Origin of the sequence: Tolypothrix sp. FACHB-123 (assembly GCF_014697075.1) — a bacterium.
In the GTDB taxonomy this organism is placed as follows: domain Bacteria; phylum Cyanobacteriota; class Cyanobacteriia; order Cyanobacteriales; family Nostocaceae; genus Aulosira.
The window spans coordinates 1-15,131 of sequence record NZ_JACJRE010000040.1 but is presented as its reverse complement, the minus strand read 5'-3'; the positions used below and the strand labels follow the sequence as shown (position 1 = coordinate 15,131).

Sequence of the window (15,131 nt, the reverse complement as noted above, 5' to 3'; positions counted from 1 at the left end):
GCAATGACAACAGACAATTCACCCACCACACAAACAAGTTGGTGGTCATTACCTATTCGCTTCTTGCGGCGAGAATTTTTACCTGTACTTACAGATTTGCGTTTAGCGATCGCACTTTTACTGATTATCGCTTTATTTAGTATTAGCGGTACTGTCATTGAACAAGGTCAGACACCCGCTTTTTACCAAGCTAATTACCCCGAACATCCTGCTTTATTTGGTTTCCTGACTTGGAAAGTCATCCAGGTAGTAGGATTAGACCATGTATATCGTACCTGGTGGTTTTTAGGCATACTCGTCTTATTTGGTACGAGCTTGACTGCTTGTACTTTTACTCGCCAACTCCCCGCATTAAAAGCAGCCCAGCGTTGGAAATATTACGAAGAACCGCGCCAATTTCAAAAATTAGCTTTGAGTGCAGAATTAGAAACAGGTTCTTTAGATAGCCTCAGCCAAATATTAAAAAATCAGCGTTATAAAATTTTTCAAGAAAAAGACGATATTCTTTATGCGCGTAAGGGGATAATTGGACGCATCGGCCCGATTATCGTGCATATTGGCATTGTCACCATTCTCTTAGGGGGGATTTGGGGCGCAATGACTGGTTTTATGGCGCAAGAAATGGTTCCCAGTGGTTCTACATTTCAGGTGAAAAATATTATCGATGCGGGGCCTTTAGCATTATCACAAGTGCCTAAAGATTGGTCTGTTCGGGTTAATCGCTTTTGGATTGATTACACTCCTTCCGGGGGAATCGATCAGTTTTATTCTGATATGTCCGTGTTAGATCAACAGGGACAAGAAGTTGACCATAAAAAGATTTTTGTCAACCAACCTCTGCGTTATCATGGCGTCACATTCTATCAAACTGACTGGGGACTTTCTGGTGTTAAGATTCAATTTAATAACAGCCCCGTGTTTCAATTACCAATGGCACAATTAGATACCAAAGGTGCAGGGCGAATTTGGGGTACATGGATTCCCACCAAACCAGATTTAAGTCAAGGCGTTTCTTTAATCGCTAAAGACTTACAAGGAATGGTATTAATTTACGATGAGACTGGTAAATTAGTAGATACCGTGCGTGCGGGAATGTCTACCCAAGTGAATGGGGTGAGATTAAAAATTTTAGAAGTAATTGGTAGTACGGGTTTACAAATTAAAGCTGACCCCGGTATACCAATTGTTTATACAGGCTTTGCTTTACTAATGTTGGGTGTGGTAATGAGTTACTTTTCCCATTCTCAAATTTGGGCATTAAAACAAGGCGATCGCTTGTTTGTTGGTGGTAAAACAAATCGCGCCCAAGTCGCTTTTGAACAACAAGTTTTGGATATTTTAGAGCAGTTGAATAATCCCTCAGAAAGTAAAGTTAAAACGCAAGCTAGTAGCCTATCGTCTTGATATTTGCGATATACTACAATCGAATTTTTAGTTTGGTGAGTAATGCCCACCAAACTAACATAGAAAACTATCACAAATTTTTTAATCAACTACTATAATCATCTGACGGTTGACTACTGTACGGGCGGGTTCACAAATATCCTAACCGATCAACGAGAATTCTCAATAAACCCGCCCCTACTGTACGGGCGGGTTCACAAATATCCTAACCGATCACGAGAATTCTCAATAAACCCGCCCCTACTGACCGTTGAATATTGACTATTCACTATTGAAGCTATAAATTTTTATGCTATCTCATCTTCAATTTAAGCGATCGCCTAGTCTTCTACCATTAATAGCTGTCTCATTAAGTCTGACTTCCTGTACAGCTGATTCTAAAAACGTCAATACTGTTTCTTTGATAGGTGCTGGCGCAAGTTTTCCCGCGCCTCTATACCAGCGCTGGATTGCAGATTACAACCAGGTAAATCCTAATGTGGAAATTAACTATCAATCTCTAGGTAGCAGTGTCGGTATACAGCAACTCATTGATGGTACTGTAGACTTTGCTGGCAGTGATATCGGAATTACCCACGAACAAGCAGCGAAAGTCAAAAAAGGAGCGATCGCTTTACCTATGACTGCTAGTTCGGTAGTGCTAGCTTATAATTTACCCAATATACAAAATCATCTCAAGCTATCACGCCAAGTCTATACAGATATATTTTTAGGCAAAATTACAAATTGGAACGATCCCCGCATAGCCAGCGCTAATCCAGGGATACAATTACCGAATTTAGCAATTCAAGTCATCCATAGAACTGATGGTAGCGGTACTACCAGCGTCTTAACAGAACACCTCAGTGCTATTAGTCCAGAGTGGAAAACCAAAGTCGGGGCTGGTAGATCTATACAATGGCCAGTAGGAATTGCTGCTAGGGGAAATGAAGGCGTTACCGCCCAAATTCAACAAACTCCAGGGGCGATTGGCTATGTTGAATATGTCTACGCTACACACAACAAGCTACCTGTAGCAGCGTTAGAAAATAAATCTGGTAATTATATTATCCCTACGCCAGAGTCGGTAGCTAAAACTTTAGAAGCCGTAAAGTTACCCACCGATACCTTGATTGCTTTTATTGCCGATCCTATAGCCGCCCAATCTTACCCAATTGTTACTTATACTTGGCTGTTAACTTATAAAAAATATTCAGATCCAGCCAAAGCTCAAACACTTCAAAACTTTGTCAACTGGGCTGTGACTGAAGGACAAAAATCTAGTTTAGAACTAGGATATATTCCTTTGTCCGCTAAAGTAGTGAGTCAAGTCCAGTCTGCGGCGAAGAATATTCAGAAATAATTTAATTAGGGGCTAGGGGGAAAAGTTTTTATGTTTGTTGTGATAGTAATTTGAAAAAAGAATGTGACAGATGCTAGGCAAATGGTAATGCCCATTAGTGTCAACTTAATGCGAAACCCTTCTACCACAAGGAACTGAAGTTCCTTGCTAATAGTCAAAGTCATCTCAAGATGACTAAATATCCTCAAAATCTTGAGTCTACTTCAGTAGGGGCGGGTTCACAGATATGCTCCAATAATTCACGACTATCTCGCTTAACCCGCCCCTACTTGGGTTATTAGCCTTGAGCGTAAAGCCTGCGGTATAGCTTCTCTACGAGAGGCTGCGCCAACGCTTAGCGCGCAGCCTCTCCGTTAGGAGAAGTCGAAAGGCAGGCTAGGAAGCTTACAGTGAGACAGTGAGGCTATTTCTAGCTTAAGTTGACACCAAATCTCTAGAATATATTAATGTGCCGCTTAATGTGTCAGGAACTGCGTTTAGCGAACATAACATTAGAAAATATGTAAAGCAATCGTTGCAATTAATGAGTGTTAATTCTCGCAGGAGTAAAGTTTAATTTCAGTATGAAATATCAGAATTTAATGGTGTTATTTTAATGATTGAAGCTACAGAGCTTCCCTGGCAGATACAACAGCCAAGTTGACAGAGTCCACGTTAGTTAAGAGGTAAAAAAGCTGTTATATAGTCTGTCTCGTCAACAAACAACAACACCCAACTCGAAAGCTAATATTTCCTCAATCTGGTAAAGAGGGGGTCATACAAATAAACATTAATTACATAGCGAGTATGTAATTATGAATTGTAGCCCCAGATGTCATGAGTAAACAGAGGAAATCACTAAGCAGGTCGCAGCTTGGGTGTTGTTGTTTGATGTATTGGGTATTGCTTAAAAAAGGGGGAAAAATTCTTAAAGTCTCTCTTTTTAAGGGAAATGTAGAAGGATTTAAATATGTGCAACTTCAAATTTAATTGGGATTAAATCGATTAGCTCAACCCATTTACAAATTTTGTTTAAGCGTAAATCGATTAGCTCAACCCATTTACAAGTTTTGTTTAAGCGTAAATCGATTAGCTCAACTCATTTATAAGTTTTGTTTAAGCGTAAATCGATTAGCTTAGCCCATTTATAAGTTTTGTTTAAGCGTAATTCGATTACACATCAGCATTTATCGATTTGATCAACTCCTAAATGAGTTTCGCTTAAGCGTAATTCGATTACACATCAGCATTTATCGATTTGATCAATGCTTTTGTGGATTTTGTTTTAGTATTAATGAATCGGACAACTGTTCGACTTTACAGGCTACCAAGCTATCCGACTCGGTTTGATATTTGGAGGGAGTAAGTTTTGCACTTCGGCTTGTAACTCTTCATCGTCTAAATCCAGCCCAGCCAGAGAAATTGTCACCTAAACGTTAGATATAGTTGCCATGTGAACGCCTAAGTAGTTTCAATAGTGTTTTTTAACCATAGTAACGGTTATTTTGGGTAATTTAGGCAATATGGGAAGTGCGATCGCCCTTAGTTATCGTCAAAATTCGTAGTGCGATCGCTATGATGCACTACACCCGCATTTCTCACAAGCAGTAGGGGCGGGTTCACAGATATGATTCCATTATTCACGACTATCTCGCTTAACCCGCCCCTACGACCTCTGGACAAAGAGAAATCTAGGTATTGAAAAATTTGGTGAGAAATCCAGGTACAGCATAGGGCACATCTGAAGTTAATTTAATTACAGAATTGAGGTTTAATGTAAGTGGTGTCATAAGGATAATTCCCGGTTTTTTGCTCACCGACTGTACTGCATATATATATTATTATCGATGACAACTTAGACCCTAAGTGCTTGTGGCTGATACCGAAATAACGCCGTCACCCTAGAAGGTTGCGGCTAATAGAACAAAGCCCACCTTTGTGGGCTTGGTAACGATAGCCCCAGGCTTTAGCCTGTGGGCGTTATTTTGGGTAAGTGAGAAGGATGTTTTTGCTGACATCTTCTAATACTTTTAATCCCTGTAAAGAACCGCGAATTAAACGACTAGCCGCAATCGGTTGTTTAATAAATGTCATTGCTAAAGGTAAAGGACGCAGGGAACCATCGGGGCTAATGGCTGATGTTAAATCGGGGATATCATGGTGACAATCATCGCTGACTACGCGCAACATTGCGACTGACACACCCAGGGAATGGAAAAACTCTAACGCCGCAAATCCTTCCATATCGACAACATCAGCGCCTAGAGTCTCACCAAGCTGGCGTTTTTCGGCTGCGGAACAAACAACGCGATCGCTTGTTAATCCCTTAACTAAATTAATTTGTGAGTGTAACTGTGAGTGTAACTCTGCTGTGAAAGAGCGATCGCACTCTTGCACTTTTCCCTGATAAACACAGTTTTCATACAATACAATTTTTCCTATTGGGTAACTAGGGGATAAACTGCCACACAAACCCATCAGCAGCACTTTTGGCTGTGGATGATTGAGAAACACTTTATCATCTTGCAATTTATGCAGATATGTATTTAAGGGTTTTATACCCATAGGAATAGGAATTACAGTTGGTTTTCTGTCAGTAATATGACTTAAACCACGACATACAGCCTGATACTCTGCGCCTTGGGCTACGAGAATTAATTGGGGATTTGTCATTTGCAGTAGGGGCGGGTTTATTGAGATCATCATTGTTTAGCGTAGATATTTGTGAACTCGCCCGTACAGTTGTCATTTGTCATTTGTCAACCGTCAACAGAACCAAAGTGAGAAAATTCAGCAATAATGCTGATTGGGGAGTACCCGAACTCGCAAACTGCAAGTGATTACTGTAGCATGACAATAATTGTGTCACCCGCACGATGATTTTCCAAGATGGTCAAGCCTAATAGCTCAAAATCTGCACGAGAACGCTTCAATATTTCTAAGTTGGCGATTGAATTTTCGTGGCTGACGGTAAGTTTTTGGATTGCTGTGACGGTAGCTGGACTTTTGGCTTTCAGTTCCCTCAAGTATGCTTTGTTTCCAGATATTACCTTTCCGGTGGTGGTAGTCAATGCGACTGCTCCCATCTCCACAGCCCTGGATACAGAGACAAAACTTACCCAACCACTGGAACAGCAGTTAAAATCCTTGGAAGGAGTTGAGGATATTCGCTCATCTACTTATCCAGGACAAACGGCTGTTAGTTTATCTTTTGTCGTCGGTACAAACTTAGAAACATCGACGCGCCAAGTCGAGAATACAATCAAGAATTTGACTCTAACTGAGGGGGCAAAATATAAGATTATTCCCCTCAATTTAAATGAGTCAGCAGCAATTAGTTATGCAATTGAGAGTCCAAATGGGAATCTCACGGATTTAACGAAGTTGGCAAAGGATAAAATTGTGCCAGCGATCGCTAAATTGCCAGGAGTGCTAAAAGTTGTATTGTTAGGCGAACCGAGTAATTCTCCAACCCAGTTAGCAGCTGATACAGCAGCTTTACCAGTAGGCGGAGCAACTTTAATCCGCTTTAATGGTAAAGATGCTTTAGCCTTTCAGGTAATTAAAAAGGGGACGGCGAATACTTTAGAAGTTGTCAGCCGGGTGGAAGATGAAGTTCAAAAGCTGCAATCTTCCCTCAAGGATGTCAAACTCACCTTAGCCGCCACTCAAGCCGAGTATATCCACAACGCCACCCAGTCAACAATCAATGCGCTGATTGAAGCTGTGGTGTTGTCAATCATCGTCATTTTTCCTTTTTTGTGGAATTGGCGAGCAACTCTCATCTCTGCTTTGGCGATTCCCACCTCTTTGTTGGCGACATTTATCATCATGGCGTTTTTTGGTTTTAACCTAGAAACGATTACACTGTTAGCCTTGGCTTTAGTCATCGGCAGCGTCATCGATGATGCGATCATTGATGTAGAAAACATCATGCGCCACATTGATGATGGGGAAAGTCCTCGCCAAGCCGCCTATTCAGCTACAAATGAAATTGGATTAACAGTTGTCGCCACCACTGCTACAGCAGTAGCAGTTTTTTTACCAATAGGTTTGATGGGTGGGGTAGTTGGACAATTTTTTAAGCCATTTGGAATCACGGTTTCCGGTGCTTTTATTGCTTCTACATTAGTTGCTCGGACTTTGTCACCAGTTTTGGCTATCTACTGGCTAAAACCTAAACCTTCCCATTCCCCACACCAAGAAGCAAAAATTTGGGTGAATTTTACCCAATTTTACAGAGACTTGCTGCGGTGGTCTTTAACTCACAGGAAGATAGTTATTGGATTAGCTTTACTCAGCTTAATTGGCGGTACGGCACTGATTCCCCTCATTCCCAAAGGTTTTATTCCCAAACTCGATCGCGGCGAATTTAATATTACTTACACCACTCCTTTCACTGTACCTGATGCTTTTCGTTCAGCCGCAGATGCAGCAGCGCAGTTAGTTTTAGGGGGACAAGGGGGAGGAAATTCTTCATCTATTCCTAACCCTTTAGAAGATTCGCTGCAAGTGGCGAAGAAAATAGAAGAGGTGGTGAGAAAATCACCAGATGTGCAAACAGTATTTACTACTGTGGGTTCTCGTGAAGGCGAGCCAAACAAAGGCACAATTTATGTCAAACTCAAAGAAGACCGCAAAATTACAACTGCGGAATTACAAGAGCAATTTCGTACTTCTTTACCCAGTCTTCCCAATGTCAATACCAGTGTGGAAGATATTCAATTTGTTGATACTGGTGGTCAAAAACCCTTACAGTTGGCACTAAGAGGTAATGACCTCAAAGAACTCAGCCAGACAGCCAAAGCAATTAAAGACCGAGTAGTCAAATTACCGGGATTTGCTGATGTAACTGTGACAGGTGAAAACAATCAAAATGAGCAAATTTTTCAAATCGAGCGACTGAATAATCAACGAGTAGCTTATATCAGCGCCAACCTCGGCAAAGATTTGTCCTTAGGTGACGCTACCGATCAAGTAGTAGCAGCAGCTAAAGCGGTGCTACCCCCTAGCGTCTCTTTAGATTTGGGAGGAGATTCTGCCCGCTTGGGTGAAGTGGTGGGTAGTTTTGCCACTACTCTAGTTTTATCAGCACTGTGTATTGTTGGAGTACTGATTTTGCTGTTTAGAAGCTGGGTAGACCCGGTAGTGATTGGTGTTTCTTTGCCATTAGCACTAGTAGGAGCATTACTAGCATTACTCATGACTAAAAGTGACTTTGGCATGATCTCGCTGATTGGCTTTGTCTTCTTGCTGGGTTTGGCAAATAAAAATGCGATTTTGCTTGTAGATTACATCAATCAGCTACGTCAATCTGGCTTAGAGCGTACCGAAGCGATTTTAAAAACTGGAGTAGTGCGCCTGAGACCAATTATGATGACCACTGCTTCAACTATCTTAGGGATGCTTCCCATCGCCTTAGGATTTGGTGCAGGTTCAGAATTGCGATCGCCTATGGCGGTAGCTATTGCTGGCGGGTTAGTCAGTTCTACAGTTCTCAGTTTAATTGTCGTGCCTGTAGTTTACGCCATTCTAGATGATTGGTTTCCCCGATTTAAAAAGAGGTAGATTCCTTGATGCAAGCCTTTGTCACCGGCGGAACTGGTTTTATTGGTGCCCATGTAGTTCGCCTGTTGGTGCAAGAAGGATATACAGTCAAAGCACTGGTACGTCCTAGCAGCAACCTAGAAAACTTGCAAGGGTTAAATGTGGAACTTGTCAAGGGCGATTTAAATGATGCCAATCTCGCTGAAAAAATGCAAGGTTGTCAATATTTATTTCATGTCGCTGCTTATTATTCTCTGTGGCAAACAGATAAAGAGCTACTTTACAAGCATAACGTCCAAGGTACGCGCAACATACTCGCCGCCGCCCAACAAGCGGGGATTGAACGCACAGTATATACAAGCTCCGTTGCTGCCATTGGGGTCGGGGAATCTGGTAAAGTCGTAGATGAAGCTCATCAGAGTCCCTTAGAAAAATTGGTTGGTGACTACAAAAAGTCCAAATTTCTGGCAGAACAAGTAGCCATGCAAGCAGCTATTGCAGGTCAGGAAATCGTTGTAGTCAATCCTAGCAGCCCAATTGGGCCATTGGATATCAAGCCGACGCCAACAGGTGATATTATTCTGCGATTTTTGCGGCGACAAATGCCATTTTATGTAGATACAGGGCTGAATTTCATTGATGTACGAGATGTAGCCTGGGGACATTTACTAGCTTTACAGCGAGGTAAAAAAGGCGATCGCTATATTTTAGGACATCAAAATCTCAGCCTCAAGCAACTGCTAGAACAACTCGCCGAAATTACAGGTTTAACAGCACCACAAACCGCCGTACCTAGTTGGCTACCCCTGAGCGTTGCTTGGATTGATGAAAAAATTCTCGCACCCTTGGGTAAACCACCCTCAGTCCCTTTAGACGGTGTACGCATGGCGCAACAACCAATGTATTACAATCCAGCAAAAGCTGTCACAGAATTGGGCTTACCTCAGTCTTCCCTAAAAACAGCACTACAAGATGCTGTTAATTGGTTTACGAGTAAAGGATACGTCAATTAAGGCAAACCTAACCGATAATACCAATGCCCAATGCCCAATGCCCAATGCCCAATGCCCCCTAAAAGGGAGTGAGCTTTTCGTGGTGTTTTTCTACTTAATCGAGGAGTGAACAAAGTCAATGGCAATTAATTTACAACAAGCTATAGATATCGGGAAATATTTGGTAACTCAGCGTTTAAAAGGACGCAAACGCTTTCCCTTAGTATTAATGTTAGAACCGCTATTTCGCTGTAACCTTGCCTGTAATGGTTGCGGTAAAATCCAACATCCGCCGGAAATCCTCAAGCAAAACCTCACCCCAGAACAGTGCTTTGCTGCTGTGGAAGAATGCGGCGCACCAGTAGTTTCCATTCCGGGAGGCGAACCCTTACTACATCCGCAAATTGATGAGATTGTTCGCGGATTAGTCCAACGCAAGAAATATATTTACTTGTGTACCAATGGTTTATTACTAGAGAAAAGTCTGCATAAATTCCAACCTTCCCCTTACTTAACTTTCAGCGTCCATTTAGATGGAATGCGTGAGTTACACGATCAATGTGTTGACCGTCAAGGCGTTTTTGATATTGCTGTCAAAGCCATTCGCGCCGCTAAAGCCCAAGGTTTCCGAGTCACAACTAACACCACCATCTTTAAGGATACTGATCCCAAAGAAATGCAGGCGTTCTTCGACTTCCTGGAAACCTTAAATACTGATGGAATGATGATTTCCCCAGGTTACAGCTACGAATGGGCACCAGATCAAGAGCATTTTCTCAAACGTGAACAAGCCCACGCCTTATTTAGAGAAATTCTTGCACCCCATCAATCTGGTAAGAAAAACTGGAATTTCAATCACAACCCCTTATTCCTAGACTTCCTCACCGGCGAAAAAGACTATGAATGTACACCTTGGGGTAGCCCTAGCTATAGCGTTCTCGGTTGGCAAAGACCTTGCTATCTTTTAAATGAAGGCTATTACGCCACCTTTAAAGAATTACTAGAAGACACCGACTGGAGTCAATACGGCCGCGCTAGCGGTAATCCCAAATGTGCCGATTGCATGGTTCACTGCGGCTATGAACCAACAGCCGCAATGGATGCAATGCAACCGCAAAATATTGCCCGTTCCTTGGGTACCGTGTTTGGTAAATAATAGATCTGCAACACCAAATTAAAAAAGTAGGGTGGGCATTACCCACCCATTAATTTTCTTGGTTCAAATATCTTTGCTAGTTAAAGCAATCCAAATTACCTAAAACAACGCAAAAGCTCTATGTCAGAAAATTATAGCTACATCTTAGTTTCTCAATTGCAAATTGATTTTAGGCAATGACATTAATATTTGTATTGCTCAGTGATATTCGATTTGATAATTGTGCAATTTGAACTTGTGTTGCACCCCCAACGCCATCAGCATCAAAAAATAGGTTACCTGTATTTATATCGTAAATAAAGCGAACATTTGCCGCTGTAGCACTTGTACCGAGTTGGAACAGGCTAGAATCAAGGATAGTGTTCTGCGGTTGACTCAGTCCGAATTCTGTACCGGAAATAAATATCTTATCGGATGAAACACTAAAGTCAATAATAGTATCGACTCCACCAGTGCGGGTATCAATTAGATAAAAGCTATCATTACCACTACCACCATTTAGCTGATCTTGACCGAGTCCACCAACTAGGGTGTCATTACCAGTGCTACCGAGCAAAGTGTCATTGCCATTGTCACCAAAGATACTATCGTTACCATCTAGTCCTCTCAAAGAGTTAGCACCAGAGTTACCAGAGAGGATGTTGTTGAGGGTATTACCTGTACCACTGTTGTTAGCTGTTCCAGTTAGAGTTAAGTTTTCCAGGTTAGCACCCAGCGTCCAGCTGACAGAAGACATAACTAAGTCTGTACCCGCATTCAATTCTTCAGTAATTACATCACTACTACTGTTGACTACATAAGTGTCATTACCTAAACCACCGATGAGATTATCCTGATTAGAACCACCATCAAGGAAATCGTTACCATCACCGCCAAATAAGGTGTCATTACCGGAACCACCATCTAGGCGATCGTCACCGTTATCACCTGATAAGATATCATTCCCAGAGTTACCGAGCAGACTATCATTACCTACACCGCCAGATAAATTATCATTACCTGAGTTACCATCTATGGTATCATCACCATCTCCTCCACTCAGGACGTTAGCCCCAGTACCGCCCCTAATAAAGTTATTGAGATTGTTACCTGTACCATTAATCGCTGAACTAACAGTGAGAGTAAGATTTTCCAGGTTATTGCCCAAAGTCCAGGTTATGGAAGAACTAACTAAATCCGTACCAGCATCTACAGCCTCAATTACAACATCATTGATACTATCTACGGTGTAATTATCATTACCTAATCCACCATCAAGAATATCATTGCCTGTGCCACCATCTAGGCTATCGTTACCGTCACCACCAACTAAGTTGTCATTACCTCCGCTACCAACTAGGGTGTCATTCCCATCTGCACCACTTAAAGAGTTAGCCGCACTATTCCCCGTAATCAAGTTATTGAGATTGTTACCTGTACCATTAATCGCTGAACTGTCATTCAGAGTCAAATTTTCTAAATTTGCGCTTAGAGTCCAGGTTACAGAGGATCTAACTAAATCCGTACCAGCATCTACACCCTCAATTACAACATCATTGATACTATCTACGGCGTAATTATCATTACCTAATCCACCATCAAGAATATCATTGCCTGTGCCACCACTTAGACTATCGTTACCGTCATTACCAACTAAGGTGTCATTGCCGGAACTACCAACTAGGGTATCGTTACCTGCGTTTCCAAACAAACTGTCATTGCCAGAACCGCCAACTAGGCTATCATTACCATCGCCACCATTGAGGAGGTCGTTATTATCCAGCCCAGAGATTGTATCATTACCCTGAAGTCCCGAGATCATATCTCTTTGCGTAGTACCAGTTAAATTGTCTGTGCCTGAAGTTCCATTAATCACATTGAAATTAGGATTAATGGTCAAGTTGACAGTGGCAGTACTGGTGAATCCTGATACATCACTGATAGTGTAAGTGAAGCTATCAGAACCAAAATAGCCAGTAACGGGAGTGTAAATGTAAGCGCCATTGCTGTTAACTAAAGTTCCTTGGCTAGGTTGGCTAAAAGAAATAATACTTAAGACATCTGTAACATCGACATCACTATCATTGCTGAGTAATGTAGCTGCACTGATTTCAATGGCTGGATTTTGAACAATAGTAATAGTGAAGGCATCATTTCTCGCAATAGGTGCATCATTAACAGCAGCCAGATTGAAAAATTGAGTTGCCGCAACAGTACCACCTTTACCATCAACTACGTTGTAGCTGAGGTCAACTCTACCGTTGAAGTTGGCATTTGGGGTGAAGGTGTAATTACCATTACCGTTGTCTTCCAATGTACCGTTAGTTGCTGTCAAGTCGGCGACTGAGAGATTATCGCCATCGACATCGCTAAATCCTGGGAGTAAATTTGAAATACCAATGAGGTAAGGGGTATCTTCTGTGCCATCTACTAAAGTTGCACTGGCTGTACCTGTGGGTGCATCATTCACCGTAGCCAGATGGAAAAATTGAGTTGCAGCTACTGTACCACCTTTACCATCAACTACATTGTAAGTGAGGTCAACTCTACCGTTGAAGTTGGCATCAGGGGTGAAGGTATAAGTGCCATTACCGTTGTCTTCCAAGAAGTTGGCATCAGGGGTGAAGGTATAAGTGCCATTACCGTTGTCTTCCAATGTGCCGTTAGTTGCTGTCAAGTCGGCTACTGAGAGAGTGTCGCCATCGACATCGCTAAATCCTGGGAGTAAATCTGAAACATCAATGGTATAAGCGGTATCTTCTATGCCATCTACTAAAGTTGCACTGGCTGTACCTGTGGGTGCATTGTTGACAGCAGTAATCTCAAAGGATTGATTTGCCGCAACAGTACCACCTTTACCATCAACTACATTGTAAGTGAGGTCAACTCTACCGTTGAAGTTGGCATCAGGGGTGAAGGTATAATCACCATTATTATCTTTGAGTAATGTGCCGTTAGTTGCTGTCAAGTCAGCGACTGAGAGAGTGTCGTCGCCATCGACATCGCTAAATCCTTGGAGTAAATCTGAAACATCAATGGGGTAAGGGGTATCTTCTATGCCATCTACTAAAGTTGCACTGGCAACACCTGTGGGTACATCATTAACAGCAGTAATCTCAAAGGATTGATTTGCCGCAACAGTACCACCATTACCATCAACTACATTGTAGGTGAGGTTAACTGTGCCGTTGAAGTTGGCATCAGGGGTGAAGGTATAAGTGCCATTACCGTTGTCTTCCAATGTGCCGTTAGTTGCTGTCAAGTCGGCGACTGAGAGAGTGTCGTCGCCATCGACATCGCTAAATCCAAGCAGTAAATCTAAAACATCAATGGGGTAATCGGTATCTTCTGTGCCATTTTCTAAGGTTGCGCTAGCAACACCCGTGGGTGCATCATTCACAGCAGCCAGATTGAAAAATTGAGTTGCCGCAATAGTACCACCATTACCATCGACTACGTTGTAGCTGAGGTCAACTCTACCGTTGAAGTTGGCATTTGGGGTAAAGGTGTAATTACCATTACCGTTGTCTTCCAATGTGCCGTTAGTTGCTGTCAAGTCAGCTATTGAGAGAGTGTCGCCATCGACATCGCTAAATCCTTGGAGTAAATCTGAAACATCAATGGGGTAAGGGGTATCTTCTGTGCCATCTACTAAAGTTGCACTGGCAACACCCGTGGGTGCATCATTCACAGCAGCCAGATTGAAAAATTGAGTTGCCGCAATAGTACCACCATTACCATCGACTACGTTGTAGCTGAGGTCAACTCTACCGTTGAAGTTGGCATTTGGGGTGAAGGTGTAATCATTACCAACATTATCTTTGACGACTGTGCCGTTAGTTGCTGTCAAGTCGGCGACTGAGAGATTATCGCCATCGACATCGCTAAATCCTGGGAGTAAATCTGAAATACCAATGAGGTAAGGGGTATCTTCTGTGCCATCTACTAAGGTTGCACTGGCTGTACCTGTGGGTGCATTGTTGACAGCAGTAATCTCAAAGGATTGATTTGCCGCAACAGTACCACCTTTACCATCAACTACATTGTAGGTGAGGTTAACTGTGCCGTTGAAGTTGGCATCAGGGGTGAAGGTATAAGTGCCATTACCGTTGTCTTCCAATGTGCCGTTAGTTGCTGTCAAGTCGGCTACTGAGAGAGTGTCGCCATCGACATCGCTAAATCCTGAGAGTAAATCTGAAACATCAATGGTGTAAGCGGTATCTTCTATGCCATCTACTAAGGTTGCACTGGCTGTACCTGTGGGTGCATCATTCACCGTAGCCAGATGGAAAAATTGAGTTGCAGCTACTGTACCACCTTTACCATCAACTACGTTGTAAGTGAGGTCAACTCTACCATTGAAGTTGGCATTTGGGGTGAAGGTGTAATTACCATTACCGTTGTCTTCCAATGTGCCGTTAGTTGCTGTCAAGTCGGCTATTGAGAGAGTGTCGCCATCGACATCGCTAAATCCTGGGAGTAAATCTGAAATACCAATGGGGTAAGGGGTATCTTCTGTGCCATCTGCTAAGGTTGCACTGGCTGTACCTGTGGGTGCATTGTTGACAGCAGTAATCTCAAAGGATTGATTTGCCGCAACAGTACCACCTTTACCATCAACTACATTGTAGGTGAGGTCAACTCTACCATTGAAGTTGGCATTTGGGGTGAAGGTGTAATTACCATTACCGTTGTCTTCCAATGTGCCGTTAGTTGCTGTCAAGTCGGCTAT

Annotated in this window: 7 protein-coding genes; 5 read left to right on the top strand and 2 right to left on the bottom strand. The window is 42.4% G+C overall.

Annotated features, from left to right (window positions below):
* Nucleotides 1-3: 3 nt before the first annotated feature.
* Both H6G41_RS23115 and pstS read left to right on the top strand, forming a co-directional pair.
* Complete coding sequence (locus tag H6G41_RS23115) at nucleotides 4-1,404, top strand: cytochrome c biogenesis protein (protein WP_190749002.1); 1,401 nt, start codon at nucleotides 4-6, stop codon at nucleotides 1,402-1,404.
* Between the two features lie 289 nt (nucleotides 1,405-1,693).
* A complete protein-coding gene (pstS, locus tag H6G41_RS23110) occupies nucleotides 1,694-2,746 on the top strand; it encodes a phosphate ABC transporter substrate-binding protein PstS (RefSeq protein ID WP_190749000.1) in 1,053 nt (350 codons plus the stop codon).
* A gap of 1,959 nt (nucleotides 2,747-4,705) precedes the next feature.
* Here the strand turns inward: pstS and H6G41_RS23100 are convergent.
* Complete coding sequence (locus tag H6G41_RS23100) at nucleotides 4,706-5,428, bottom strand: phosphorylase (protein ID WP_374939443.1); 723 nt, start codon at nucleotides 5,426-5,428, stop codon at nucleotides 4,706-4,708.
* A gap of 186 nt (nucleotides 5,429-5,614) precedes the next feature.
* Between H6G41_RS23100 and H6G41_RS23095 the strand changes: the two genes are divergently transcribed.
* From H6G41_RS23095 to hpnH, 3 genes are all read left to right on the top strand, one after another.
* On the top strand, nucleotides 5,615-8,293 hold the full coding sequence (locus H6G41_RS23095; RefSeq protein WP_190748998.1) for an efflux RND transporter permease subunit: 2,679 nt from the start codon (nucleotides 5,615-5,617) through the stop codon (nucleotides 8,291-8,293).
* Between the two features lie 8 nt (nucleotides 8,294-8,301).
* Nucleotides 8,302-9,285, top strand: a complete 984-nt coding sequence (hpnA, locus tag H6G41_RS23090; protein ID WP_190749086.1) for a hopanoid-associated sugar epimerase — start codon at nucleotides 8,302-8,304, stop codon at nucleotides 9,283-9,285.
* A 118-nt stretch (nucleotides 9,286-9,403) separates the two neighbouring features.
* A complete protein-coding gene (hpnH, locus tag H6G41_RS23085) occupies nucleotides 9,404-10,420 on the top strand; it encodes an adenosyl-hopene transferase HpnH (protein ID WP_190748996.1) in 1,017 nt (338 codons plus the stop codon).
* A gap of 169 nt (nucleotides 10,421-10,589) precedes the next feature.
* Here hpnH and H6G41_RS23080 read toward each other — a convergent pair.
* The coding region (locus tag H6G41_RS23080; protein ID WP_190748994.1) for an S-layer family protein at nucleotides 10,590-15,131 on the bottom strand (4,542 nt) is incomplete at its 5' end.

Excerpts from the sequence above, each read along its gene's own strand:
- H6G41_RS23115 (WP_190749002.1), top strand. The coding sequence starts at position 4 with ATGACAACAGACAATTCACCCACCACACAAACAAGTTGGTGGTCATTA.
- pstS (WP_190749000.1), top strand. The coding sequence starts at position 1,694 with ATGCTATCTCATCTTCAATTTAAGCGATCGCCTAGTCTTCTACCATTA.
- H6G41_RS23100 (WP_374939443.1), bottom strand. The coding sequence starts at position 5,428 with ATGATCTCAATAAACCCGCCCCTACTGCAAATGACAAATCCCCAATTA.
- H6G41_RS23095 (WP_190748998.1), top strand. The coding sequence starts at position 5,615 with ATGGTCAAGCCTAATAGCTCAAAATCTGCACGAGAACGCTTCAATATT.
- hpnA (WP_190749086.1), top strand. The coding sequence starts at position 8,302 with ATGCAAGCCTTTGTCACCGGCGGAACTGGTTTTATTGGTGCCCATGTA.
- hpnH (WP_190748996.1), top strand. The coding sequence starts at position 9,404 with ATGGCAATTAATTTACAACAAGCTATAGATATCGGGAAATATTTGGTA.